22 protein-coding genes are annotated in these 23,379 nt (G+C 69.7%); 12 read left to right on the forward strand and 10 right to left on the reverse strand.

The features are described 5' to 3' along the window. Positions 1-6: 6 nt before the first annotated feature. Positions 7-1,272, forward strand: a complete 1,266-nt coding sequence (locus ACOCEP_RS23960) for an amidohydrolase (protein WP_482331226.1) — start codon at positions 7-9, stop codon at positions 1,270-1,272. A gap of 17 nt (positions 1,273-1,289) precedes the next feature. After that, a complete protein-coding gene (locus tag ACOCEP_RS23965) occupies positions 1,290-1,643 on the forward strand; it encodes a DUF3099 domain-containing protein (RefSeq protein WP_126731478.1) in 354 nt (117 codons plus the stop codon). Positions 1,644-1,716: 73 nt separating this feature from the next. Here the strand turns inward: ACOCEP_RS23965 and ACOCEP_RS23970 are convergent, their stop codons facing one another. Genes ACOCEP_RS23970 through ACOCEP_RS23985 form a run of 4 tightly spaced genes read right to left on the reverse strand, consistent with a single transcriptional unit; the run spans position 1,717 to position 4,963 of the window. Further along, a complete protein-coding gene (locus tag ACOCEP_RS23970; protein ID WP_482331228.1) occupies positions 1,717-2,589 on the reverse strand; it encodes a carbohydrate kinase family protein in 873 nt (290 codons plus the stop codon). Next, positions 2,586-3,503 (reverse strand): pseudouridine-5'-phosphate glycosidase, encoded by a 918-nt coding sequence (locus ACOCEP_RS23975; protein ID WP_482331229.1) that lies wholly within the window; start codon positions 3,501-3,503, stop codon positions 2,586-2,588. The genes ACOCEP_RS23970 and ACOCEP_RS23975 overlap by 4 nt, the downstream gene beginning before the upstream one ends. 9 nt (positions 3,504-3,512) lie before the next feature. Next, positions 3,513-4,157, reverse strand: a complete 645-nt coding sequence (locus tag ACOCEP_RS23980) for an HD domain-containing protein (protein WP_482331230.1) — start codon at positions 4,155-4,157, stop codon at positions 3,513-3,515. Beyond that, on the reverse strand, positions 4,157-4,963 hold the full coding sequence (locus tag ACOCEP_RS23985) for a sporulation protein (protein WP_482331231.1): 807 nt from the start codon (positions 4,961-4,963) through the stop codon (positions 4,157-4,159). Before ACOCEP_RS23985 ends, ACOCEP_RS23980 begins: the two co-directional genes overlap by 1 nt. Before the next feature lie 58 nt (positions 4,964-5,021). Between ACOCEP_RS23985 and ACOCEP_RS23990 the strand changes: the two genes are divergently transcribed. Both ACOCEP_RS23990 and ACOCEP_RS23995 read left to right on the forward strand, forming a co-directional pair. Then, complete coding sequence (locus ACOCEP_RS23990; RefSeq protein WP_007033595.1) at positions 5,022-5,264, forward strand: DUF3039 domain-containing protein; 243 nt, start codon at positions 5,022-5,024, stop codon at positions 5,262-5,264. 123 nt (positions 5,265-5,387) lie between these two features. Further along, a complete protein-coding gene (locus tag ACOCEP_RS23995; RefSeq protein ID WP_482331233.1) occupies positions 5,388-6,224 on the forward strand; it encodes a hypothetical protein in 837 nt (278 codons plus the stop codon). Between the two features lie 291 nt (positions 6,225-6,515). Here ACOCEP_RS23995 and ACOCEP_RS24000 read toward each other — a convergent pair whose 3' ends face one another. Together ACOCEP_RS24000 and ACOCEP_RS24005 are read right to left on the reverse strand one after the other, a co-directional pair. Further along, positions 6,516-9,638 carry an efflux RND transporter permease subunit gene (locus ACOCEP_RS24000; protein WP_482331234.1) on the reverse strand — a complete coding sequence of 1,041 codons (3,123 nt, stop codon included), beginning with the start codon at positions 9,636-9,638 and terminating at the stop codon, positions 6,516-6,518. 123 nt (positions 9,639-9,761) lie between these two features. Beyond that, positions 9,762-10,865 carry a YihY/virulence factor BrkB family protein gene (locus ACOCEP_RS24005; protein WP_482331236.1) on the reverse strand — a complete coding sequence of 368 codons (1,104 nt, stop codon included), beginning with the start codon at positions 10,863-10,865 and terminating at the stop codon, positions 9,762-9,764. A 264-nt stretch (positions 10,866-11,129) separates the two neighbouring features. Between ACOCEP_RS24005 and ACOCEP_RS24010 the strand changes: the two genes are divergently transcribed. From ACOCEP_RS24010 to ACOCEP_RS24030, 5 genes are all read left to right on the forward strand, one after another. Continuing rightward, positions 11,130-12,884: a DEAD/DEAH box helicase gene (locus ACOCEP_RS24010; RefSeq protein WP_465365674.1), complete on the forward strand. Its 1,755-nt coding sequence runs from the start codon at positions 11,130-11,132 to the stop codon at positions 12,882-12,884. Positions 12,885-13,209: 325 nt separating this feature from the next. Beyond that, the gene (locus ACOCEP_RS24015; RefSeq protein WP_482331237.1) at positions 13,210-14,343 is read left to right on the forward strand and encodes a sugar ABC transporter substrate-binding protein; all 1,134 of its coding nucleotides are present in this window, start codon (positions 13,210-13,212) and stop codon (positions 14,341-14,343) included. A 79-nt stretch (positions 14,344-14,422) separates the two neighbouring features. Continuing rightward, positions 14,423-15,196 (forward strand): ATP-binding cassette domain-containing protein, encoded by a 774-nt coding sequence (locus ACOCEP_RS24020; protein ID WP_005164482.1) that lies wholly within the window; start codon positions 14,423-14,425, stop codon positions 15,194-15,196. A 23-nt stretch (positions 15,197-15,219) separates the two neighbouring features. Beyond that, the gene (locus ACOCEP_RS24025; RefSeq protein ID WP_125675294.1) at positions 15,220-16,680 is read left to right on the forward strand and encodes a sugar ABC transporter permease; all 1,461 of its coding nucleotides are present in this window, start codon (positions 15,220-15,222) and stop codon (positions 16,678-16,680) included. 11 nt (positions 16,681-16,691) lie between these two features. Then, complete coding sequence (locus ACOCEP_RS24030) at positions 16,692-17,873, forward strand: ROK family protein (RefSeq protein WP_482331239.1); 1,182 nt, start codon at positions 16,692-16,694, stop codon at positions 17,871-17,873. Between the two features lie 57 nt (positions 17,874-17,930). Here ACOCEP_RS24030 and ACOCEP_RS24035 read toward each other — a convergent pair whose 3' ends face one another. The 3 genes from ACOCEP_RS24035 to ACOCEP_RS24045 all read right to left on the reverse strand — a co-directional run bounded on the left by ACOCEP_RS24035 (position 17,931) and on the right by ACOCEP_RS24045 (position 19,665). Then, positions 17,931-18,536 (reverse strand): TetR/AcrR family transcriptional regulator, encoded by a 606-nt coding sequence (locus ACOCEP_RS24035; protein ID WP_482331240.1) that lies wholly within the window; start codon positions 18,534-18,536, stop codon positions 17,931-17,933. Beyond that, positions 18,517-19,380, reverse strand: a complete 864-nt coding sequence (locus ACOCEP_RS24040; RefSeq protein ID WP_482331241.1) for an alpha/beta fold hydrolase — start codon at positions 19,378-19,380, stop codon at positions 18,517-18,519. The genes ACOCEP_RS24035 and ACOCEP_RS24040 overlap by 20 nt, the downstream gene beginning before the upstream one ends. 105 nt (positions 19,381-19,485) lie before the next feature. Continuing rightward, positions 19,486-19,665: a DUF7455 domain-containing protein gene (locus tag ACOCEP_RS24045; protein WP_016332937.1), complete on the reverse strand. Its 180-nt coding sequence runs from the start codon at positions 19,663-19,665 to the stop codon at positions 19,486-19,488. Positions 19,666-20,004: 339 nt separating this feature from the next. Between ACOCEP_RS24045 and ACOCEP_RS24050 the strand changes: the two genes are divergently transcribed. From ACOCEP_RS24050 to ACOCEP_RS24060, 3 genes are read left to right on the forward strand one after another with little or no spacing between them, the layout of a single operon-like run. Beyond that, positions 20,005-20,799, forward strand: a complete 795-nt coding sequence (locus ACOCEP_RS24050) for an EamA family transporter (RefSeq protein ID WP_482339806.1) — start codon at positions 20,005-20,007, stop codon at positions 20,797-20,799. A gap of 45 nt (positions 20,800-20,844) precedes the next feature. Next, the gene (locus tag ACOCEP_RS24055; protein ID WP_482331242.1) at positions 20,845-21,261 is read left to right on the forward strand and encodes a GNAT family N-acetyltransferase; all 417 of its coding nucleotides are present in this window, start codon (positions 20,845-20,847) and stop codon (positions 21,259-21,261) included. Next, positions 21,261-21,929 carry a DUF6885 family protein gene (locus ACOCEP_RS24060; protein WP_482339807.1) on the forward strand — a complete coding sequence of 223 codons (669 nt, stop codon included), beginning with the start codon at positions 21,261-21,263 and terminating at the stop codon, positions 21,927-21,929. Before ACOCEP_RS24055 ends, ACOCEP_RS24060 begins: the two co-directional genes overlap by 1 nt. On the opposite strand, the gene ACOCEP_RS24065 is transcribed toward ACOCEP_RS24060, so the two are convergent. Next, on the reverse strand, positions 21,904-23,343 hold the full coding sequence (locus ACOCEP_RS24065) for an APC family permease (protein ID WP_482339808.1): 1,440 nt from the start codon (positions 23,341-23,343) through the stop codon (positions 21,904-21,906). The two genes, ACOCEP_RS24060 and ACOCEP_RS24065, sit on opposite strands and share 26 nt — an antisense overlap. Positions 23,344-23,379 lie beyond the last annotated feature (36 nt).

Consider the following 23,379-nt stretch of genomic DNA (forward strand, 5'->3'; position numbering starts at 1 on the left):
GACGTGGTGAGCCTCGAAAGTGTCCTGGCACCGCTGCAGGCGGCGCTGCCCGGACTGGAAGACCTGTACATCGACCTCCACCGGCATCCGGAGCTGTCGTTCGCCGAAACCCGCACTGCGGCCGAGCTGGCGCGGCGCTTGGAAGCCGACGGTTACGACGTGCACACCGGCATCGGCCGCACCGGTGTGCTGGGTGTGCTGCGCAACGGCCCCGGCCCGAAGGTGATGCTGCGCGCCGACATCGACGCGCTACCGGTCGAGGAGAAGACCGGACTGCCGTACGCGAGCACCGCGCGCGGGATCGACGCCGGGGGCCGCGAAGTCCCGGTGATGCACGCTTGCGGCCACGACATGCACGCCACCTGGCTCTCCGGCGCCGCGTCGCTGCTCGCGTCCGGACGCGAGCACTGGTCCGGCACGCTCATGGTCGTCTTCCAGCCGGGGGAGGAGGCGGGGGACGGCGCGGCCGGCATGGTCCGCGACGGGGTCTTCGGGCCCGCCGGCGAACCCGACGTCGTGCTCGGCCAGCATGTCGTGCCCGGCCCGGCGGGCTGGGTGCTGACCAGGCCGGGCGTGATCATGGCGGCCACCGACGCGCTCCGCATCACCCTGCACGGCCGCGGCGGGCACGGCTCGCGCCCCGAGACCACGGTGGATCCCGCGGTGCTCGCCGCGTCCGTGGTGCTCAAGCTGCAGACCATCGTGTCGCGGGAGATCTCGGCGACCGAGTCGGCGGTGGTGACCGTCGGGTCGCTGCACGTCGGCACGGCGCACAACATCATCGCCGACCACGCCGTCCTCGAGGTCAACATCCGGTCGTTCGACCAGGCCGTGCGGGAGAAGGTCGTCGCGGCGGTCGAACGGATCGTCCAGGGCGAGGCGGCCACCGCGGGCGCGCCGAAAGCGCCGGAGATCGAGCGGATCGGCGCGTTCCCGGTCACCGAGAACGACGACGCGGCCACCGAGGGGCTCACCGCGGCCTTCCGCGACCACTTCGGCGAGGGCCGGGTGATGCCCGCGCCGCTGGTCACCGGCAGCGAGGATTTCAGCGAGTTCGGCCGCGCCGCCGGGGTGCCCTCGGTGTTCTGGCTGGTCGGCGGCATGGACGAGGGCGCGGTGATCGCCGCGATGACCGCCGGGCGCTTCGAACAGGACATCCCGTCGAACCATTCGCCGCTCTTCGCGCCGATCCCGCATCCGACGCTTGCGGCCGGCGTCGAGACGCTCGTGGTCGCGGCTTTGCACCGGCTCACCCACCCGGGTGTCGGATGAGCCCGGCGAGTGGGAGCATGGAAGCCGGAGGTGGTGCTGTGAACGCGCCCGCCCACGGTCCCGAACCGAGGGAACCCGCTCCGGTGCTGATCACCGAAGCCGCCCCGTCCTACGAAGACCAGCTGGCCAAGCGGAAGCGGAAGTACATCATCATGATGTCGTTCCGCATCCCGTGTCTCATCCTCGCCGGGATCTTCTACGAGACCTGGTGGCTCGCGCTGGCGCTGATCGCGATCTCGATCCCGCTGCCCTGGGTCGCCGTCCTGATCGCCAACGACCGGCCGCCGCGCAAGAGCGAGAAGGTCAACCGTTACCAGGCCGAGCCGACGCGGATCGAGAGCTCCGGTCACCGCGTCATCGACGGCGGCTGACTCGTTTCGCGCGTGCTATGAACGGTCCGTTCCTTCCAAATTTCGCAAGGAACGGACCGTTCATAGCGTGTGACTAAGGCTGCGGCCCGACCTTCGAAACCGCCTGGGCACCCAGCCGCGTCCCCGCCCGAAGTACCTCCACGGTGGACTCGCCGCGCAGCCACGCCGCCAGCACCCCGGCGTCGAACGCGTCCCCGGCACCGGTGGAGTCGACGCACTCCGCGGGCTGCGACGGCACCGAGGTGATGATGCCGCTCGCGTCCACCCAGCTGGCGCCGTCGAGACCGGCGGTGACCACGACCTCGCCGACGTAGTCCAGCAGCTCCTTCGCCGCCTCGGGATCACTCGACCCGGTCAGCGCGACCAGTTCGCTGGTGTTCGGCATCAGCAGGTCGACGCCGCGCACGTCGTCGAGGAAGGCCGCCGGATCGGTGATCAGCGTCGCCGCCTGCGGGTCGACCGACGTCGTCAGCCCGGCCTTCTTCGCCGCGGCCAGCGCCGCGAGTGCGGCGGGCCGCGACGACGGGTACAGCAGGACGTAACCCGAAAGGTGCAGGTGGCTCGCCCCGCGCAACGCCGCCTCGGTGACGTCCTCCGGGCTGAACTTCGCGTTGGCCGCGCGGTCGGCGAGCATGCTCCGCTCACCCGCGCCGTCGACGAGCACGACGACGCAGAACGTCGGTTCCTCGGGGTCCACCGCGAACTCGCAGCGGACGCCCGCCGCCTCCAGTTCGCTCTTGACCATGCGGCCGCCGGAGTCGTCGCCGATCCGCGCGACCAGCGTGGTCTCCGTGCCTTCGGCCCGCAGCCACAGCGCGGTGTTCGCCCCCGCGCCGCCGCTGGTGAAGTGGACCTTCGCGCGGATGTCGCCACCGTGCGGGATGGGGCCTTCGTGCCGAGCGACCACGTCCAGGCCGACGTCGCCCACGACGACGATGCCGCTCATGCCGCGGTCCCGGCGAGCGCGACGGCGACCTCGGTGGCCAGTTCCGCGTTGGACAGCACCAGGGCCTCGTTCGCGTCCAGGCTCACGCCCTCGCTGGCGGTGTGGAAGTGCTCCAGCAGCACGGGGGTGACGTCCTTGCCGTGCACGCCCCGCGACCTGAGGAGTTCCAGCCCTTCGGCGAGCAGCCGGTCGTGCAGCTCCTTGTCCATTTCGGACGCTTCCGGGATCGGATTCGCCAGCAGGACACCGGAATCCGCGTGCGCCCGGTGGGCGGCGACGACCGCGGCGGCCTGCGCGGCGTCGTCGACCCGCCACGGCACCTCGAAACCGGACGAGCGGAGGTAGAACGCGGGGAACTCGCCGGTGCGGTAACCCAGCACCGGTACCGAGTTGGTCTCCAGCACTTCGAGGGTCGCGGCGATGTCGAGCACCGACTTCACTCCGGAGCAGACGACCGTGGTCGGCACCTTCGCGAGCACGCCCAGATCCGCCGACACGTCCCAGCTCTGCGCCGCACCCTGGTGCACGCCGCCCAGCCCGCCGGTGGCGAACATGCCGATCCCGGCCGCGGCGGCCAGCGCCGCGGTGCTGGCGACCGTGGTCGCGCCGGAGCGGCCGAGGCCGACGGCGGGGCCGATGTCGCGCAGGGAGAGCTTGTCCAGGTCCGCGCCGGGCGCGCACACGCGTTCCAGTTGCTCGCCGGTGAGACCGACCAGCGGGACGCCGTCGAGGACGGCGATGGTCGCGGGGACGGCGCCGCCGTCGCGCACGACCTTCTCCAGCCGCCGGGCGACGTCGAGGTTGCGGCCGGGCGGGAGACCGTGGGAGAGGATGGTGCTCTCCAGCGCGACGACGGGATCACCGGCGGCGAGGGCGGAGGCGACCTCTTCGTGAAGGGACAGTTGCGGAGTCACGAACGAACATCATCGGTGATGTGGGTCCGCGTCACGCCATCGGGTCAGTTCGTCCGCGAGGTTCCCGCGTGCCTTGCTCTCCCAGCGTGCCCGCGCGATATCGCTTCGGTACAGCCGCGGCCTGGCCAGCAGGCCCTCCAGCACGGCCGCCCGTCCCGCCCGCCAGTCCTCGTCGGAGTAGATCGAGTACTCCTCCCGGACACCGCTCGCGTACTCCTCGTAGCGCTCCGGCGCGGCGCCGAGGATGGCGAGGTCGGCGTCGAGCAGCGCCGTGGCCAGCAGGTCGTCGTCCGGGGCGGCGTGGTGGATCGTGCTCAGGACCAGCTCTTCGGCGCGCTTCACATCCGGCTCGGGGACGCCGGCGTTGGTGAGTTCGTCGCGTGTCCAGGCGGCGCTCGCCTGTTCGTCCTCGCCGGGGCGGGCGTCGTAGACGACGTCGTGCGTCCACGCGGCGACGGCGACGAGGGCACGTTCGCGGGCGCCGAGGCCGAAGGCGACGGCGAGGTCGCCGCTGTCGCGGGCGACCTCCGTGACATGCCGGAGATCGTGGTAGCGCCGATGCGGTTCGGCGTAGCGGGCCTGGAGGTCGTCCCACGCGACGGCGGCGATCCGGTGATCGCCGCCGAGCCGGGTGATCGCGGTCGGCCACTCCATCAGTCGAAGATCCCGCGTGCCTTGGCCACCTCGTGCAGCCAGCCTTCGAGCTGCGGCTCCCACTTGACCCGCTCCAGCGCCGCGTGGTCGACCTTGAACAGGCCGAGGAACTCCTGGCCGCGCCCGCCGAAGCCGCCGCTCTTGGACACCCGGACCCGTTTGGTCACCTCCAGCACGACCTGGGTCTCCGACGCCGACGACAGGAAGGTCACCGCCACCGAGGTGAACACGGGGGCGAACCGCGGCGAAGGGGTGAAGCGGATCTCCTGGAAGAACGGGAGCTGCTGGACGGCGCCGTTGATCCGGCCGCGTTCCAGCACGGCCTCGCGAAAGACGAAACCGATCCGGCTGAAGGCGTCCAAGATCCGTTTCTGCGCCGGCAGCGGCTCGATCGCGGCGGTGTCGACGTCGACCGGGTCGGTGACGGAGTTCGCGATGTCGAGGCTGGTCTGCAGGCCGACGGCCATCCCGTTCAGCGGTTTGCCGAAGACGCTGGAGATCGGCGTCTCCCAGGGCAGGGCCACTTCGAACGGGATCCGGACCTGCTGTCCCGGCCCGATCCGCTCGTTGCCCGCGAGCTGCTGGGTGCCGAATTCGAGGTCCTCGACGCCGGGGCGGCGTTCGTCCGGGAGGGTGACCCTGGCGAGCAGTTTCACCGAGAGGCCGTTGATCTCTTGATCGACTTCGCCGCCGAGCAGCAGAACCTCGCCGCGCAACGGGCGGCCGGGGGAGACCGTGCGGTCGAGCAGCCGGGCGTCGATCTTCGCCCCGCCAGAGCCGAATGTCGCGAGCACCTTCTGGAACATGGGCGAGATCCTGCCAGGTCGTCGGTGTGCGCAGGAGGATTTGGGGCATTATGGAGGGGTGAGTACACAGACCCTTCCGAAGCCGGATACCCGTCCCGAGGGCACCGACGGCACCGACGACGATTCGCCGAAGATGTTCCACTACGTGCGCAAGAACAAGATCGCCGAAAGCGCGGTCATGGGCACGCACGTGGTGGCGCTGTGCGGTGAGGTCTTCCCGGTGACGAAGTCGGCGAAGCCCGGTTCGCCGGTCTGCCCGGACTGCAAGAAGATCTACGACGGCCTCAAGCCCGGCGACTGAGCCATGGCCGTCCGGTGTCCGAAACCGGACAAAATCTGAAAATCCTTCACATGGCGGCTGCCCGTCCCGGTCTTCGCTGGTAATCAGTACGCGCCAGCGAAACCCAGCCGGGACGGAGCCTTCATGCGTAGAACCGGGATCGTGCTCGCCATCGCCGCGTTGGTCGCGGTGTTCTCACCCGCCGCCGCCCAAGCCGTCACCGGCTGGACCACCGTCGGTTCGGACAACGCCCGCCCGCTCGACGAGGGCCAGGGCCTGGCCACCATCGAGCGGCCGTCCGGGACGATCTACCGCTACACCGGGATCGCGACCGTCCCGATGAGCCTCTCGACCCAGGGCTGGAACCACGTCGGCGACCCCGGTTCCGCCCAAGGCTGGTACGTCGAGCCGTATCAGCGCGACGACCGGGGAGCGAAGCTCTTCCGCGTCGAGTCGCCCAACGGGACCTGGGCGAACTACACGCACACGCTGGAGTCCTGGGAGGCGAACAACAACTCGTTCGCCGCCGTGACGCCCGACGCCCGCTGGATGGTGGCCGGTGAGTGGGGCACGATGGACCGGCTCCTCGTGCACCCGATGCCCGGCGTCGCGCATACGAACCCGTCGGCGAACCTGCCGTACGCGTCCGCGATCCGGCTCGACAAGCCGGTGCGGGACATCCAGGGTTGCGACTTCGTGAGCGCGACCCGGCTGCTGTGCGCCTCCGACGACCCCGAGGGCTCCCTGTTCGGGACCACGAAGCCGCTGCTGCAGGTGGACCTCTCCGGCGCGCTGTCCGGTTCGGACGTGACCGGGCGGGTCACGTCGCTGGGGCAGCTGCCCCTGAAGAGCACCTGCAGCGGGAACTTCGAGACCGAGGGCATCGACGTCGCCGCCGACGGGACCCTGCGGGTCGTCATGCTTTCGCCGTCGTGGTGCGTGGCCTTCGACAGCAAGACCTGGCGGTTCCGGAAGGCGTAACTCGCGTGATCGGACGCGTAACTCGCGTGATTGGAGGCGTAACTCGCGTGATTGGAGGCGTACCTGGTCCAAACACGCGAGTTACGGCTTCAAACACGCGAGTTACGCCTTGCCACGCCGGCGCGGAGGTTGCGACCCCCAAGTACGTGAAGGCCCCCTTCATTGCGTCTAGCGCAGTGAAGGGGGCCTTCACGTACTTGCCGTCGGGGCAGGCGCATTCAGTCGGCGGAATGCCGGAAGGCGCGCCGGGTGCCCACCCGGCCCCGGCGCGCTTTCCCCCCGCCCCCAGGTCTACGAAGCCGGCTCCGGCGTCAGCGTCTCGGTGGCCGGGGCCGAAGACCGGCGGGCGTTCTTCTTCGCACGGCGACGCTCTTTGCGCGTCTCGACCATCGTGTACAGCGTCGGCACCAGGATCAGCGTCAGCAGGGTCGAGCTGACCAGGCCGCCGATGACCACGATCGCCAGCGGCTGCCCGATGAACCCGCCCTGCCCGGTCAGCCCGAGCGCCATCGGGACCAGCGCGAAGATGGTCGCCGCCGCGGTCATCAGGATCGGCCGCAGCCGTCGCCTGCCGCCTTCGACGACCGCGTCCGCGACGCTCATCCCCGCGGCCCGGTACTGGTTGACCAGGTCGATCAGCACGATCGCGTTGGTCACCACGATGCCGACGAGCATCAGCATCCCGATCAGCGCGGGCAGGCCCAGCGCGGTCCCGGTGGCCAGCAGCAGCCCGATCGCGCCGGTCGCCGCGAACGGGATCGACACCAGCAGGATCAGCGGCTGGATCAGGCTGCGGAACGTCGCCACCATGATCAGATACACGATCGCGACCGCGGCCAGCAGCGCGAGGAACAGGTTCCCGAACGCCTCCTGCTGATCCTCGCTGACACCGCCGAGCTGGTACGCCGCGCCGCCGGTGAAGGTCAGTCCATCCAGTTTGGCCTGGATGGCCTTCGTGGTGGCGGCCAGATCCGCGCCGGTGTTCTTGGCGGTGACCGTGGTGCTCAGCTCGCCCGAGGTGCGGTGCACCGCGGCCGGGCCGTCCACTGTGGACACAGTGGCGACGGAGTCCAGCCGCACCACGCCGGTCGCGCTCGGGATCGGCAGCGCCTTGACCGCGTCGACCGACACCGGTGCCGTGCCCGCGCGCAGCACGATGTCCGTGCGCCGGCCGTCGACCGGCAGCTGCGTCACCGTGCGGCCGGCGATGGCCTGGTTCGCGATCTGGCCGATCGTGGTCGCCGAAAGCCCGCTCGCGGCGGCCTTGGCGGCGTCGACCTCGACCTGCACGCGCGGCGAGCCCTGCACGAGGTCACTGGTCACCTCGGTGAGGTCCGGGACGCCGGACAGCGCCTGGCGGACCTGCTCGGCGGCGGGCTTCAGCGCCGCTTCGTCCGGCGCGGTGACGGTGATCGAGATCTGGTCGGAGTTGAACCCGCCCGCTTCCGCGCCGATCTTGACCTCGCCGAGCTCCGGCTTGTCCAGCTTGCCCCGCAAGCGATCCGACAACGCGTCGAGATCGGTGTCCTTGGCGACGGTGACCTGGATGCTGGTCGCCGTCCCGCCGCCACCGAAGAAGCCGCCCCCGCCGATGCTCACCTGATAGGTCTCGACGGCGGGTTCGGCGGCGAGCGCCTGCTCCACCGCGCCCGCGGCCTTCTCCTTGGCCTCGGAACTGGTGCCGGGCGGCAGTTTCTGCGAAAGGCTCAGCGTCGTCGAGCCGGACTGGTCGAGGAAGTTCGTGTTCAGCTGCGAGGCGAGCCCCACCGTGCCGCCGAAGATGATCAGCGCCAGCAGCACGACGGTGACGCGGCGCCGGGTGGCGAACCGGATCACCGGGACGTACCCGCGCTGCAGCAGCCCGCGGCGTTCCTTGTCCTCGGCGGCCTGGCGCGTCAGCTCGGCCTCGCGCTCGTCCGCCGGCGTCTTGGGCGGCTTGAGGAACCAGTACGCCAGCACCGGGACGATCGTCAGCGAGACCAGCAGCGACGCCAGCAGTGCCACGGTGACCGTGATCGCGAACGGTGAGAACAGCTCGCCGACGAACCCGCCCACGAAGGCGATCGGCAGGAACACCGCGACCGTGGTGAGGGTGGACGACGTCACGGCGCCCGCGACCTCGCGCACGCCGTCGAGGACCGCGCGCTCCTTCTCCTCGCCGTACGCCAGATGTCGTTTGATGTTCTCCAGCACCACGATCGAGTCGTCGACCACCCGCCCGATGGCGATGGTGAGCGCGCCGAGGGTGAGCAGGTTCAGCGAGAGATCGCCGGTCCACAACGCCAGCAGTGCCACGACCACCGAAAGCGGGATCGACACCGCCGTCACCAGGGTGGAGCGCACCGACAACAGGAACAGCAGGATCACCACGACCGCGAACGTCAGCCCGAGCAGCCCTTCGGTGGTCAGGCCGCTGATCGCGTCCTTGACCGGGGTGCCCTGGTCGAACACGACGCTCATCTCGGCGCCGATCTTCTTCGACAGCTCGGGCAGCCTGTCCCGCACCGCTTCCGAGATCGCGACCGCGTTCCCATTCTCCACCATGGTGATCGACAGGCCGAGGCTCGGCTTGCCGTTGGTGCGGGTGATCGACGTCGGCGGCGCGAAGCCTGCCTGCACGTCCGCGACATCACCGAGCTTCACCGGTTTGCCAGCCGATGCCCCGGGACGCGAAGCCGGCGTCAGGTACAGGTTCTTGATCGTGTCCACTGTGGTCGGTCCGCCGCCGACCTGGACGGTGAGCGTCTTGCCGCCTTCGGTCAGCGTCCCGGCCGGGACGGCGGCGCCGGCGGTCTGCAGCGTGGTGGCGATCGACGACGGGTCGACCCCGGCGGCGGCCAGCTTCGCGTAGTCCAGCGCGACGGTCACCCTCGGCTGCCGCGCACCGGTCACCTCGACCTCGCGGACACCGTCGATCTTCCGCAGTTCCGGCGCGACCTCCCCGGTCAGCGCGGGCGCGAGCGCCTGCGGGTCACCGGTGGTCCCGGCGGCCAGGAGCACGACCGGGAGGTCGTCGGTGGAGCCCGCCGAAACCGTCGGCTCGCTGTTCTGCGGCAGCCGTGTCTTCAGCCCGTCGACCACGCGCTGGATCTGCCCGACCGCCGCGTCGATGTCCGTGCCGAACTCGAACTGCGCGGTGATCCGCGACAGCCCCTCCGACGACGTCGAGCTCAGTTCTTCGAGCCCCTTCAAACCCTGCAGCCCGCCTTCGAGCGGCTCGGTGACCTGACGGTCGACCGTGTCCGGCGACGCGCCCGCGTACGGCGTGATGACCTGCGCCTGCGGGAACTGCAGTGACGGGAACAGTTGCTGCTTCAGCTGCGGCAGGGCGAAGGCGCCGAAGCCGATCACCACCAGGGCGAGCAGCCCGATGAGACTTCGGTTGCGCAGGCTCAGTCTGGCCAGCGTGGACATGACGGGATCCCCCAGGAAGAAAGCTCGGGAACGTGCGGATTACCGCGAGCTTTTCACGGCGGGGGGCGGAAGGGATTCACACCACGGGTGGAACCCGGGTACGACTTCGGGATGAGGTCCCGCTCAACTTCGCCGTTCGGACACCTGATCGGCTTCGCTCTGCGGTTCCTCGTTCACCGGTTGTTCCGGTTCGCTCTCGCCGTTCTGGCGCGGGCGGCGGAGCGGGACGGTCGTCCGTTCCCACAGTTTGCGGCCCTCTTCGGCGCGGATTCGTTCGTTCGCGCGTTCCATTTCCAGCCGACGCCATTTCCGGCGCTGCCGTTTCGTCGCCTTGGCGGGCCACAGTTCCTGGATCGCGCTGTTGAAGTAGGCGCCGCCGACCACCGCGAGCCCGATGAAGAACATCAGCAGCAGGAACGCGATCGGCGCGGCGAGCGCGCCGTAGGTGTAGCCGGTCTTGGTGATCCAGTTCAGGTAGATCCGCAGCCCGATACTGGAGAGCAGGAACACGACCATGGCGAGCACCGCGCCCGGCAGCCCCCGGTGCCACGGCAGCCTGCGCGGCAGGGCGAGCTTGTACAGCGTCGTCAGCGCGAGCACGATCATCACGGCCAGCACCGGGTAGTAGAGCGTGCCGACCCAGTACGACACCGTGTCGCGCCAGTCGGTGGGGAAGAACTGGGGCAGCAGGTCAGGCCCGATCGCCAGCAACGGCAGCCCGACCACCAGGATGACGAGCCCGGCCAGGTACAACAGCAGCGCGAAGATCCGCTGCCACACGTCGTTGCGGACGCCGTACTGGTCGTGCGCCACCGTGATGGCGTCGACGAACGACGACATCGCCGACGAACCCGCCCACAGGGAGATCAGGAAGCCGACGGAGACGATCTCGCCCTTGCCGACGAACAGGATGCTGTTGACCGTCGGCTCGATGATGTCGTGGACGGCGTTGTCGCTGAAGATCGTCTTGCTGAAGGTGATGATCCGGTCGTGGACCGCGGTCACGACCTCCTGGCCGAACCAGTCGCCGACGAAGCCGAGGCAACCGAGGAGACCGAGCAGCAGCGGCGGCAGCGACAACGTCTGCCAGAACGCGGCCTCGGCGGCCTCGGAGAAGATGTTGCCGTCCCACGCCTTGCTGAGCGTGCGGCTGAGCAGGCGCAACGGCCCCCTGCGGCCCTTCGCGACCTCGGCGGCCGTGTCGGGACGGCCGTTCTCCTCGCTCATGCAGCTCCTCCGCCGGCGCCGAGCGCCCTTGACGGTGTCCAGCATGGTCCATGCCGCGCCATTCGGCTCGCCACCCCTGGGTTTTCGGGTGAGTAAACCGACAACGGGGGTGGCGCTTCCGGCGTTCCACGGGGCCCCGAGGTAGGCTCATCCGAGTGCCCTCACCTCAGGCGCCGGCGTCGCGGCCGGATACCCAAGTGGGGGTTTTCGCTTGTGTCAGGGTGGATGACCAGGCGTTTCGGATGAGGGAGGAGGGGGACCTGCATGTCGGAAACCGTTGAACGCGATCGAGGCGAGCTGGGCGCGCCTCCCGCGGCGAAGGACAGCACGGCCCGCCCGCTGCGTGCCTGGCAGCGGCGAGCGCTGACGAAGTACCTCACGAAGAAACCGCAGGACTTCCTGGCCGTGGCGACGCCGGGCGCGGGCAAGACGGTGTTCGGTCTCCGGATCGCCGCCGAGCTGCTGAGCGACCGGACCGTCGAGCGGATCACCATCGTCGCGCCGACCGAGCACCTGAAGCACCAGTGGGCCGCCTCGGCCGCGGCCGCCGGTATCGCGATCGACTCGAACTTCCGCAACGGCACCGGTGTCACCTCGCGTGACTACCAAGGTGTCGCGGTCACCTACGCGCAGGTCGCCGCGCATCCGACGTTGCATCGCGTGCGCACCGAGAACCGCAAGACCCTGGTCATCCTCGACGAGATCCACCACGGCGGGGACGCGAAGTCGTGGGGCGACGCGATCCGCGAGGCGTTCACCCCCGCCGTCCGCCGTCTGGCGCTCACCGGGACGCCGTTCCGCAGCGACGACTCGCCGATCCCGTTCGTCACCTACGAGGCGGACGGTTCGGGTTTCCAGCGCAGCAAGGCCGATCATGCCTACGGCTACGCCGACGCGCTCGCCGACGGCGTGGTCCGGCCGGTCGTCTTCCTCGCCTACTCCGGTGAGGCCTCCTGGCGCACGAGCGCGGGGGAGGAGTTCACCGCGCGGCTCGGCGAGCCGCTGACCGCCGAGCAGAACGCGCGCGCCTGGCGTACGGCGCTCGACCCGGCGGGCGAGTGGATCCCGTCGGTGCTGCAGGCCGCGGACACGCGTCTCGCGCAGCTCCGGGCCAACGGCATCCCGGACGCGGGCGGTCTGGTGATCGCCACCGACCAGGATTCCGCGCGCGCCTACGCCAAGATCCTGCAGCGCATCTCCGGCCAGAACCCGACGGTCGTCCTCTCCGACGACCCCAAGGCGTCGGGGCGGATCAAGGAGTTCTCCGATTCGACGGACCGCTGGCTGGTCGCGGTCCGGATGGTGTCCGAAGGCGTCGACGTGCCGCGCCTGGCGGTCGGTGTCTACGCCACGAGCGCGTCGACCCCGCTGTTCTTCGCGCAGGCCATCGGCCGGTACGTGCGTTCGCGCAAACCCGGCGAGACGGCTTCGGTCTTCCTGCCGAGCGTGCCGGTGCTGCTGGAACTGGCCAGCGAGCTGGAGGCGCAGCGCGACCACGTCCTCGGCAAGCCGCACCGCGAGAAGGAGGGCTGGGACGACGAACTCCTGGCCCAGGCCAACCGCACCGAGGACGAACCGGGTGAGGAGGAGAAGGCGTTCACCTCGCTGGGCGCCTCCGCCGAGCTCGACCAGGTCATCTACGACGGCAACTCGTTCGGCACCGCGGTGTTCTCCGGCTCCGACGAGGAGCAGGAGTACCTCGGCCTGCCGGGGCTGCTCGAACCGGACCAGGTCCGCGCCCTGCTGCGGAAGCGGCAGGAGGAGCAGCTCTCCGACGAGAAACGGCGCAAGCCCAAGGCCGAGGAGGCGGCGCCGGTCGCGCGGCCGCAGTCGGTCAGCGAACGGCTCGGCAGCCTGCGCAAGGAGCTGAACGCGCTGGTGGGCGTGCACCACCACCGGACGAAGAAGCCGCACGGCGCGATCCACAACGAACTGCGCCGGGTGTGCGGCGGGCCGCCGACCGCGATGGCTTCGGTGGAGCAGCTGGAAGAGCGGATCGTCACCCTGCGTTCCTGGTGACCGCCCCGGTTCAAGCGCTATGAACGGTCCGTTCCTTGCAAATTTTGCAAGGAACGGACCGTTCATAGCGTTCGGGGGCGGAGAACCGGAGCTGCGCCGATCACGCTGAGTGAGTGGTGGCGGTCACACCGTCAGCGCACCTAGACTTCGTACGTCTTGCTACGGCCACGTTGCCAAACCGTGTCCATTTGATGAGGCTTAATCGATTCAGCCGTCTTCCGCGAAACCCGTTCGGCGGCATATGTTGTCGCCCACAACATATGCGCGATGGTGCGACCGGTCCTCGAGGATCGCCGCCCGCGAGCAAGATCCGGAAGGAACGAGGATGCGCAGCAGAACCCTTACCCTCCTCGCCGCGACAGTGGGCGCCGGCCTGGTGCTCTCCGCCTGTGGCGCCAATACCGCCGACTCGGGCAGCGGCAACTCCTCGCAGTCCGCCCCCGCCCCGGGCGGTGCCGCCGCCGGTGGCAAGGTCGGCGTCATCCTGCCGGAGACCGCCACCTCGGCGCGCTGGGAGTCCTTCGACAAGCCGTTCCTGACCAAGGCGCTCAAGGACGCGGGCTTCGACGCCGACGTCCAGAACGCCCAGGGCGACGTCCAGAAGTTCACCACCCTGGCCGACGGCATGATCGCGCAGAACGTCAAGGTCCTCATCATCGCCGCCATCAACGGCGAGGTCGGCTCGGCGGTCGCCCGCAAGGCTCAGGCCGCGGGCATCCCGACGATCGACTACGACCGCCTCAACCTCGGCGGCAGCTCCGACTACTACGTCTCGTTCGACAACGAGAAGGTCGGCCAGCTCCAGGGCCAGGGTCTCGCCGACGCGCTGAAGGACAAGAAGGGCGCCGAGGTCGTCATGATCGAGGGCGCCCCGACCGACAACAACGCGACGCTGTTCGCCAACGGCCAGAAGTCCGTGCTGCAGCCGAAGTTCGCCAGCGGCGACCTGAAGCTCGTGCGCGAGCAGGCCATCGACAACTGGGACAACCAGAAGGGCGGCCAGACCTTCGAGCAGATCCTGACCGACAACAAGGGCAAGGTCGACGGCGTCGTCGCCGCGAACGACGGTCTCGCCGGCGCGGTCATCACCGTGCTGAAGAAGAACGGCCTCAACGGCAAGGTCCCGGTCACCGGCCAGGACGCCACCGCGGACGGCCTCATGGCGATCCTGCGCGGCGACCAGTACATGACCGTCTTCAAGCCGATCAAGGAAGAGGCCGAAGCCGCGGCGAAGCTGGCCGTCCTGCTGGCCAAGGGGGACAAGGCGGGCGCCGACGCACTGGCCACCGGCAAGGCGAAGGACCCGAAGGGCAACCGCGAGGTCAAGTCCGTGCTCCTCGAGCCGAAGCTGACCACGAAGGACGGCGTCAAGGAGGTCGTGACGCAGGGCTACGTCAAGGCGGCCGAGATCTGCGGCGGCGACCTGGCCGCGGCGTGCACGCAGCTCGGTATCTCCTGACCCGTTAAATCCAGACGACCGGGCCGGTGCGTTCCCCCGACGGAGCGCACCGGTCCGGTACCCAGCCGGGAGAACCCCCATGAGTGAACCCATCCTCGAACTGAAGCAGCTGAACAAGAGCTTCGGGCCGGTCCACGTCCTGCACGACGTGGACTTCAACGTGCGCGCCGGCGAGGTCACCGCGCTGGTCGGCGACAACGGTGCCGGTAAGTCCACTTTGGTCAAGTCGATCGCCGGGATCCACGGCTACGACTCGGGAACGGTGACGTTCCAGGGCAAGCAGGTGAACATCCACGGCCCGCGCGACGCCGCCGATCTGGGCATCGAGGTCGTCTACCAGGACCTCGCGCTCGCCGAGAACCTCGACATCGTGCAGAACATGTTCCTCGGCCGGGAACGCGGCAGCAAATGGCTGCTCGACGAGGCCAGCATGGAGAAGGCCGCCCGCGAGACGCTCGCGTCGCTGTCGGTCCGCACCGTGAAGTCCGTCCGCACGCCCGTTTCCGCCCTCTCGGGTGGGCAGCGGCAGACCGTCGCCATCGCCAAATCCGTGCTGTGGGACTCGAAGGTCGTCCTGCTCGACGAGCCCACCGCCGCGCTCGGTGTCGCGCAGACCCGTCAGGTGCTCGACCTCGTCCGCCGCCTCGCCGAACAGGGCCTCGGTGTGGTGCTGATCAGCCACAACATGGCCGACGTCTTCGAGGTCGCCGACCGGATCGCGGTGCTCTACCTCGGCCGTCTCGTCGCCGAGGTGCACACCAAGGACGTCACCCACGGCCAGGTCGTGGAACTGATCACCGCCGGTCGCTCCGGCGACCTCGGCCTTGCCCGCCCCGAAGCCGCCGTCCTCTGATCCGAGGCGAGAAAGAACCGGAAATGACTGAGACACCTGCAAAGCCCGCCTCACCGGAGGGGGGCAAGTCGGCGGCCGCCGCGCTCAACCCGTCGGCGGCCATCACGGACTTCGGCATCGACACGACCTCGATGTCGACGCGCGAAGCCGTCGGCGACTACTTCTCCCGGCTCAAGGCCGGACAGCTGGGTTCGCTCCCGGCGCTGCTCGGCCTGCTCGTGCTGGTGATCGTGTTCGCCTCGCTGTCGGACACCTTCCTGACGATGAACAACATCGCGAACCTGATGGCCCAGGGCGCCGGCAAGGCGATCATCGCGATGGGCATCGTGTTCGTGCTGCTGCTCGGCGAGATCGACCTGTCCGCGGGTACCGCGTCCGGTGTCACCGCCGCGGTGCTGGCGATGCACTACGTGCGCAACGGAAACCTGCTGGGCGGCATGGGGAACGGCGTGTTCATCGCGTTCCTCGTCGTGCTCGCGATCGCCGCGCTGCTCGGTGTGGTCCTGCGGATCTGGGCGGGCGTCGGGTTCGCCGTGCTCGCCATCGCGCTCGTGCTCTCGGGAACCGCGGCCAACCCGTGGATCGAGATGCTGCTCGCGATCAGCGTCGGTGGCGCGATCGGTGTCCTCACCGGGTTCCTCGTCTCCAAGATCGGGATGCCCTCGTTCGTGGTGACGCTGGCGCTCTTCCTTGCCTGGCAAGGCGTCATCCTCCAGTTCATCGGCGAGGGCGGCACGCTCGGCATCAGCACCTCGGACGTGCTGTTCAAGGTCGCCAACGGCAATCTGTCCACTGTGGGCAGCTGGGTCCTGTTCCTGATCGCCGCCGGCGGGTTCGCCGCGGTGACACTGGGCCAGCACTTCTCCCGGCTCAAACGCGGCCTGGTCACCCAGCCGACGCCGATGGTGCTGTTCAAGGTCGGCGCGATCGCCGTGGTCGCCGCGATCGCGACCTATCTGCTCACGCTGAACCGCGCGCCGAACCCGAACATCGTCATCTCCGGTGTCCCGTACGTCGTGCCGATCGTGCTCGGCCTGCTGGTGCTCGGCACCTACGTGCTCAACCGCACCCAGTACGGCCGCCACATCTACGCCGTCGGCGGCAACCGCGAGGCGGCCCGCCGCGCGGGTATCAACGTCGAGAAGATCCGCGCCTCGGTGTTCGTCATCTGCTCGGCGGTGGCGGCGGTCGGCGCGATCGTCTACTCGTCGAAGGTCGGTTCGGTCGACCCGCAGGCCGGTGGCCTCAACACGCTGCTGTTCGCGGTCGGCGCCGCCGTCATCGGTGGTACCTCGCTGTTCGGCGGCAAGGGCCGGGTCGTCGACGCGGTGATCGGTGGTCTCGTGCTGGCGGTCGTCGAGAACGCGCTGGGCCTGCTGAAGCAGTCGGCGGCGGTGGTCAACATCGTCACCGGTCTGGTGCTGCTTCTCGCGGCCACGGTGGACGCGCTGTCCCGGCGCCGCGCGGCTGCGTCGCCGCGCTGAGTCCGCATGGAATGATGAAGTCCGTGACCAGCACACCCGTTGCACGACCAGACGAGGTGCGCAGGCACAACCGCACGACCTTGCTCCGGTTGCTGCACGTCAGCGGCCCGAGCACCAGGGCGACCCTCGCCACCGAGCTGGGGCTCAACCGCAGCACCATCAAGACCCTCGTCGACGGCCTCGCGGAAGCGGGTGTCGTCGAGGAGCGGGTCCCGAGGCCGGGACGAGGGGCGGGCCGCCCCTCGCTCCTGGTCCTGCCGCAGCCGCACGCGGCGGTGGTGCTCGCGGTCGATCTCCAGGTCGAACACGTGGCGATCGCGCTGGTCGGGTTCGGCGGCCAGATCCTCGGGCGCAACAGCTGGAACCTCCACGGCCGGACGCGGGAGGCCGACGAAGTGATCACGCACGTGATCGAGTCGACCACCGTGCTGGCGGGCGACCTCGGCGTACAGCCGATCGCCGCGGGGGTGTCCGTACCCGGCGTCGTCCGCCGGGCCGACGGGCACGTCCACGAAGCGCCCAACCTGCGCTGGACCGACGTGGCGCTGGGGGAACGGCTCGGCGGTGTGCTGCGCATTCCCGTCCTGGTCGGCAACGACGCCGAACTCGGGGCCATCGCCGAACACCTGCGCGGCGCCGCGCGGGGCTCGTCGGACGCCGTGTACGTCTCCGCCGACGTCGGTGTCGGGGGCGGGATCATCGCGGACGGCTCGTCGCTGCGCGGCGGGGCGGGTTACGTCGGCGAGATCGGGCACATGGCGATCCGGCCCGGCGGCCGGCCCTGCTACTGCGGGTCCAGCGGCTGCTGGGAGACCGAGGTCGGCGAGGCGGCGCTGTGCCGCGCCCTCGACCTGCCCGAGGACACCCCGCGCGGGGCGATCCTGTTCGAGCTGCGCGAGCTGGGCCGGGATCCGCACGCGGCCGGGGAACGGCTCTCGGAGTTCGCGGAATGGCTGACGCTGGGCCTGGTGAACGTGGTCAACCTGCTCGGCCCGCAGCTGGTCGTGCTGGGCGACCTGCTCACCGTGCTGCCCGATTCGGTCGTGAAGTCGGTGGCGGCCGAGGTCCGGCGGCGGAGCCTGGTCAGCCGGGCCGTCGGCGGGACGCAGATCGTGAGTTCCGCGCTCGGGGCGGACGTGAAGCTGCTGGGGGCGGCCGAGGCGGCGTTCGAGATGATTCTGGACACCGTCTAGCTCGCGTTTAGTCCTCTAGTTGCGGTAGTTGCACATGCAAGGACCGCAACTAGAGGACTAAACGCGTTCTTTCACGAGGCCGGAGAGCAGGGACACCAGGGCGGCGAGGGACTTCTCCTTCGCGGCGGCGGGGTCGTCGGCGTGCGCGATCATCAGCGCCGACTCGGCGCAGGCGCTCAGCACCAGTTGCGCCAGCTCCGGGATGGGCGCGTCGATCAGCAGCCCGTCCGCGGCGGCGGACTCCAGGATCTCCGTGATCAGGCCCAGCCCGTACCGGGCCTCCAGCTCGCGCCATTCCTGCCAGCCGAGCACGGAGACCGCGTCGGTGAGCGCGATCCGCACCACCTCGGGCCGCAGGCACAGGTCCAGGAACCGGCCCAGCACGCCGAGCGCTCCTGCCCATGGATCGTCCGTGGCGCGCAGGACGGTCTTCAGCTCCTCGGTGATCTCGGTTTCGATCTGCTCGATCACCGCCCGGAACAGCCCCTGTTTGTCCCCGAAGTGGTGATACAGCGCGCCGCGGGTGACGCCTGCCGCCCGGACGATCTCGTCCGCGGGCACGGCGGCGTAACCCTGCTCGGCGAACAGCGTCCGCGCCGCCGTGATCAACGCGGTCTGCGTCGACTGCGAGCGTTCGGTCTGGCTACGTCGTGGCGTGGGCACGCAGGAATTCCACCATCATGCCGCTCAGCCGCTCCGGCTGGTCCTCCGGCACGAAGGCGTAGGAGTCCTCGATCGTCTTCAAATCGGCGTTCGGCAGGACCCGGGCGAGCTTGCGGCCCAGCCACAGCGGGAAGTGCCGGTCTTCCGGTGCCCAGGCCAGCAGCACGGGCTTCGTGAACGCGGGCAGCCGCTCGGCGGCGGTCAGGGTGTACCGGTTGTCGACGCTCGCCGTGAACCGGCGCAGATCGTCGCGGATCTCCGCGCTCCGGCGGCTGGGCAGCAGGTACGCGTCGAGGATGTGGTCCGGGACCGGGTGCTTGGCCAGCCAGAGGAAGTCCGTCGTCTTCAGGAGCCACCGCCAGCGCAGCGCCGCGGTCATCAGCCCGACGCCGCCGGGGATCCGCGCCAGCGGGCTCAGCCCCGCGAACAACGGCGGCAGGAAGCGGTCGAAGGAGTCCGACGGGGTCAGCACGACCCGGCCCACCCGCTCCGGGTTCGTGATCATGAGCAGTTGCGTGAGCGCGCCGCCGGTGTCGTTCGCGACCACGGTGACGTCGGTCAGGTCCAGCACTTCGAGAAACCGCGCGATGAGCGCGGCGACCCCGGGCGGGCTCAGCTCGGCGTCCGGGACCGGGATCTCGTGCGAACCCAGCGGCCAGTCCGGCGTCAGGCAGCGGAAGCCGGCGTCGGCGACCGCCGGGGCCACCTTGCGCCAGAGCAGACCGTTGGTCAGCAGTCCGTGCACGAAGACCACGGGAGGGCCTTCGCCGCGGTCGCGGTAGCGGATGCGGGCGTCGCCGAGATCCACCACGTGTGCCTCGCCGAGGAGGTCGCAGGTCGTCATGCGAACCAACATACATTCTGCATGTATGTTTTTGAAGACGAAAAACAGGGCGGCCGGCTCTCTCCCGAGGGAGTAGCCGGCCGCCGGTGGTCGTGGACTGGTGGGTTACCGCTGAATGTCCGCGGACATTTCCTTGAGCTTCGTCTCGTGTGCGCGGGCGTGGTGACCACAGAAGAGCAACTCGCCACCGGTGCTGAGAATGGCTCGAACCTGGGCTGCAGCTCCACACCGGTCGCATCGGTCGGCAGCGGTCAGTTCGGGGCGGGTGAGCGTCGGTGAAGTCATTGGAGTCTCCCTCCGTCCCGGCACCGGTGGCCCGGTGCCATCGATCCAGCTACGACCACTTCGGCACTGATGCCGGCAACGTTCGTTCCCGGCCCCGCCGTGTTCGTGCTTCCACTCTTCCAGACGTTTGGCGACCCGCAAGTGTTCCCGTGCGGGTGTCTCATTTGTCACTGGTAATTACCTCGGATGCCGTAGCGTAATCACGCAACGTGGGAGATGACTCCCCGTCGAACCGGCTTTTCCCACGTCAGGCACCATGCGAGGGTGGGAATCGCAGCCGTCCGGAACCGTGTCGCGAGCGTGCCGTCGCCGGTCTTGTTCGTTCTCAGCGGAATTTCGATGTACGCCGGTGCGGCCGTCGCCGTAGGTCTCTTTTCGGTCGCCTCCCCCGCGGGGGTGGCGTGGCTCCGCTGCCTCGGGGCGGCGTTGGTCCTCCTCGCGTGGCGCAGGCCACCTCGCTCGGCGTGGACCGGGCGCGCGTTCCTGCTAGCGGGTGCCTTCGGCGTCGTCACCGCCGGGATGAACGTCCTCTTCTACGAGGCGATCGCGCGGCTGCCGCTGGGCACCGCGGTCGCCCTCGAGTTCGCTGGGCCCGTGGTGGTGGCCGCGTTCGGTTCGCGTACGCGGCGTGACGTCTTCGCGCTGCTGCTGGTGGTGGCCGGGGTGGTCGCCATCGCGGACGTGCGGCTCGAAGGCAGCCTGCTCGGCGTGCTGTTCGCGCTCGGCGCGGCGGCCGCCTGGGCCGGGTACATCCTCCTCGGGAAGCGGGTCGCGGTCGGCGGGAACGGGATCGACGGGCTGGCCGTCGGGTTCGCGGTCGGCACGGTGGTGCTCTCGCCGCTGGCGCTCGGCACCGGCGCGGTGTGGGGTTCGCCACGTTTGCTGCTGCTCGGCATCGGGGTGGGCGTGCTCTCGACCGTCGTGCCGTACGCGCTCGACCAAGTCGTCCTCCGCAAGGCCGGCCAGGCGCGGTTCGCGCTGCTGCTCGCGTTGCTGCCGGTCACGGCGGGGCTGGTCGGCTTCCTGTGGCTCCGCCAGATCCCGACCCTGCCCGAGGCCCTCGGCACCCTGGCCGTCGTCGCCGGGGTCGCGCTGCGGTCGCCGGGGAAACGTGATGACTCGGCGCCCCTCTGAGCGGGATACTGCCAGTCTGTGGCGCTGCGAGCACGGGGAGGACATGTGGCCGAGATCCGGCGGGCGGTCACCGTCGAGGAGGTCGTCGCCGCTCAGCACCTGTTCGACGGGCCCGCCCAACGGGAGGCGTCCGAGAAGTTCCTGGCGGGGGTGGAGAACCATCTCCTGATCGCCTACGAGGACGGCGAACCCGCGGGGATGATCACCGGTACCGAGGTGACGCATCCGGACAAGGGCACCGAGATGTTCCTCAACGAACTCGACGTCAGCCCGGACTACCAGCGGCGCGGCATCGGCCGCGACCTGGTCGACGCGCTGGCCGGGATCGCGCGGGAGCGTGGCTGCCGGGGGATGTGGGTCGGGGTCGAGACGGACAACCAGGCCGCGCTGGCGACCTACACCTCGGCCGGCGCCTCGAACGACGGGCCGTTCATCATGCAGTCGTGGACGTTCGAAGACTGATGTCCTCCGGAATCGACGGCGACCGGACGGGCCTGTCCGGGCGGCGCTGGCTGCCCGGCGGCGAGCACCTCGTCGCCGTCGCGCGGGCCGAACTCCCGCAGAAGGACGGGCTCGCCGGGCCGTTCACGGCGCTGGCCGCCCTGCGCGCGGCGGGATTCGACGTCGCGGGCCAGGACGAGGTCGCGGCGCTTTCCGGCACCACGACCGAAGGACTGTCCCGCGCGATCGGGACACTGTCGGACGGACGGCTCGCCGCCGTGTCCGCCAGCGGGAACTGGGCGCCGCACTCGTTGTTCATGCTCCTGGCCGCGCTGTGGCGGCTGCCGCGGGTCGCGTTGATCGCGGAGGTCGACGCGGGCGAATTCGGCGCGCACGACACCCCGGCGCGGGCGTTGCTCGACTACCTCGACACGGGGATCCCGCCGCTGTGGTCCTCCCGCTGGCGCCCGCCCGCCGCGCATCACGTGCTGGCCGCCGGGATGCGGATCGGCGCCGAGGGCACCCTGGTGTCCATTATGGACGGTTACCCGTCCTTGGGGGACAACGGTTTGCACGACCAGCCGGTGGAGTGGGTGGCCGCGGCGGTCCAGCGGATGCTGGTCGTGGTCGACCACGGCGACGCCGAGGCCGCCGTCGCCGCGATCACGACGGCCGGTCTGTGGAGCTGAGATCGTCCTTCGCGAACCGGGAATGCTTGCGGCCGTAGAAGAGATAGATCAGCATGCCGAGCCCCAGCCACGCGGCGAAGCGCAGCCACGTCATCACGTCCAGGTTCAGCATCAGGTAGAAGCACGCCAGCGCGGCCACGATGGGCAGATAAGGCGAAAACGGCACGGTGAACGGCCGTTCCAGGTCCGGGCGGCGTTTCCGCAGCACCGGGACGGCCACCGCGACGATGATCATCGCCGACAACGCGCCGATGCTGACCATGTCGGCGAGTTCGGAGATCGGCACGAACGCCGCCAGCGCCGCGATCAGCACCGCGCCGGCGATGGTCATCCGGTGCGGGGTGCCCCAGCGCGGATGCGCCGTGCCGAACCTCTTCGGCAGCAGCCCGTCGCGGCCCATCGCGAACCCGATCCGGCCGATCGTCACCAGTTCCACCATCATCACCGACGTCAGCCCGGTGACCGCGCCGAGCGAGATGAGCGCGCCCACCCAGTGCTGCCCGACGCGGTCGAAGGCGTCGGCGAGCGGGGCGCCCGTGTCGATCTCGGTGAACGGCACCATCCCGGTCAGCACCAGCGAGACCCCGATGTAGAGCAGCGCGCAGACCCCGAGCGCGCCGAGGATGCCGACCCGCAGATCGCGTTTCGGGTTCACGGTCTCCTCGCCGAGGTTGGCGAGCGCCTCGAAACCGGTGTAGGCGAAGAAGACCACGGCGGCGGCCGTCACCATCCCGGCGATCCCGTAGACGGACTGTTCGAGCCCGAGCACGGCTTGCACGATCGGCTGGTGCAGTGCCCCGGCGGTCTCGGTCGGCGGCTGCGCGGCCGGGATGAATGGGGTGAGGTTCTCCCCACGGACGTAGAACACGCCGACCGCGAGGATCAGCACGCAGACCGCGACCTTGACCAGCACGAGCAGATTCGTCACCCGTGCCGATTCCTTGATCCCGAGGACGGCGATCACGGTCAGCACGGCGATGATCGCGACCGCGCCTATGTTCACCTTCGCGTCTTCGCCGAACCACTCGGGGGAGAGCCCCATCAGGTTCGCGAGATAGCCGGACCAGCCGCGGGACACGACGGCCGCGCCGAGGGCGAACTCGAGCAGCAGATCCCAGCCGATGATCCAGGCGAAGGTCTCGCCGAGGGTGGCGAAGGCGTAGGTGTAGGCGCTTCCCGCCGTCGGCACGCTGGAGGCGAGTTCGGCGTAACAGAGGGCGGCCATCCCGGCCACGACGGCGCCGAGCACGAACGACAACGTGACCGACGGGCCCGCGTGGGTCTTCGCCTCGACACCGGCGAGGGTGAAGATCCCGGTGCCGATGATGATGCCGACCCCGAACCCGATGAGGTCGCGCCCGCGCAGGCGGCGTTTCAGCTCACCCGAATCCTGCCGTTTCAGGACCTCGTCCACGTCCAGAGTTCGCCGCATGAAGGGTCACGCTAGAAG

It is taken from the genome of Amycolatopsis sp. CA-211722, assembly GCF_056828465.1.

What these genes read in the sequence shown, in the direction of transcription:
- ACOCEP_RS23995 (WP_482331233.1), top strand. Translation starts at nt 5,388, where the DNA reads ATGCGTAGAACCGGGATCGTGCTCGCCATCGCCGCGTTGGTCGCGGTG.
- ACOCEP_RS23980 (WP_482331230.1), bottom strand. Translation starts at nt 4,157, where the DNA reads ATGGAGTGGCCGACCGCGATCACCCGGCTCGGCGGCGATCACCGGATC.
- ACOCEP_RS23970 (WP_482331228.1), bottom strand. Translation starts at nt 2,589, where the DNA reads ATGAGCGGCATCGTCGTCGTGGGCGACGTCGGCCTGGACGTGGTCGCT.
- ACOCEP_RS24030 (WP_482331239.1), top strand. Translation starts at nt 16,692, where the DNA reads ATGATGAAGTCCGTGACCAGCACACCCGTTGCACGACCAGACGAGGTG.
- ACOCEP_RS24025 (WP_125675294.1), top strand. Translation starts at nt 15,220, where the DNA reads ATGACTGAGACACCTGCAAAGCCCGCCTCACCGGAGGGGGGCAAGTCG.
- ACOCEP_RS24040 (WP_482331241.1), bottom strand. Translation starts at nt 19,380, where the DNA reads ATGACGACCTGCGACCTCCTCGGCGAGGCACACGTGGTGGATCTCGGC.
- ACOCEP_RS24015 (WP_482331237.1), top strand. Translation starts at nt 13,210, where the DNA reads ATGCGCAGCAGAACCCTTACCCTCCTCGCCGCGACAGTGGGCGCCGGC.
- ACOCEP_RS24060 (WP_482339807.1), top strand. Translation starts at nt 21,261, where the DNA reads ATGTCCTCCGGAATCGACGGCGACCGGACGGGCCTGTCCGGGCGGCGC.
- ACOCEP_RS23985 (WP_482331231.1), bottom strand. Translation starts at nt 4,963, where the DNA reads ATGTTCCAGAAGGTGCTCGCGACATTCGGCTCTGGCGGGGCGAAGATC.
- ACOCEP_RS24000 (WP_482331234.1), bottom strand. Translation starts at nt 9,638, where the DNA reads ATGTCCACGCTGGCCAGACTGAGCCTGCGCAACCGAAGTCTCATCGGG.
- ACOCEP_RS24045 (WP_016332937.1), bottom strand. Translation starts at nt 19,665, where the DNA reads ATGACTTCACCGACGCTCACCCGCCCCGAACTGACCGCTGCCGACCGA.
- ACOCEP_RS23965 (WP_126731478.1), top strand. Translation starts at nt 1,290, where the DNA reads ATGGAAGCCGGAGGTGGTGCTGTGAACGCGCCCGCCCACGGTCCCGAA.
- ACOCEP_RS24020 (WP_005164482.1), top strand. Translation starts at nt 14,423, where the DNA reads ATGAGTGAACCCATCCTCGAACTGAAGCAGCTGAACAAGAGCTTCGGG.
- ACOCEP_RS24010 (WP_465365674.1), top strand. Translation starts at nt 11,130, where the DNA reads ATGTCGGAAACCGTTGAACGCGATCGAGGCGAGCTGGGCGCGCCTCCC.
- ACOCEP_RS24005 (WP_482331236.1), bottom strand. Translation starts at nt 10,865, where the DNA reads ATGAGCGAGGAGAACGGCCGTCCCGACACGGCCGCCGAGGTCGCGAAG.
- ACOCEP_RS24050 (WP_482339806.1), top strand. Translation starts at nt 20,005, where the DNA reads ATGTACGCCGGTGCGGCCGTCGCCGTAGGTCTCTTTTCGGTCGCCTCC.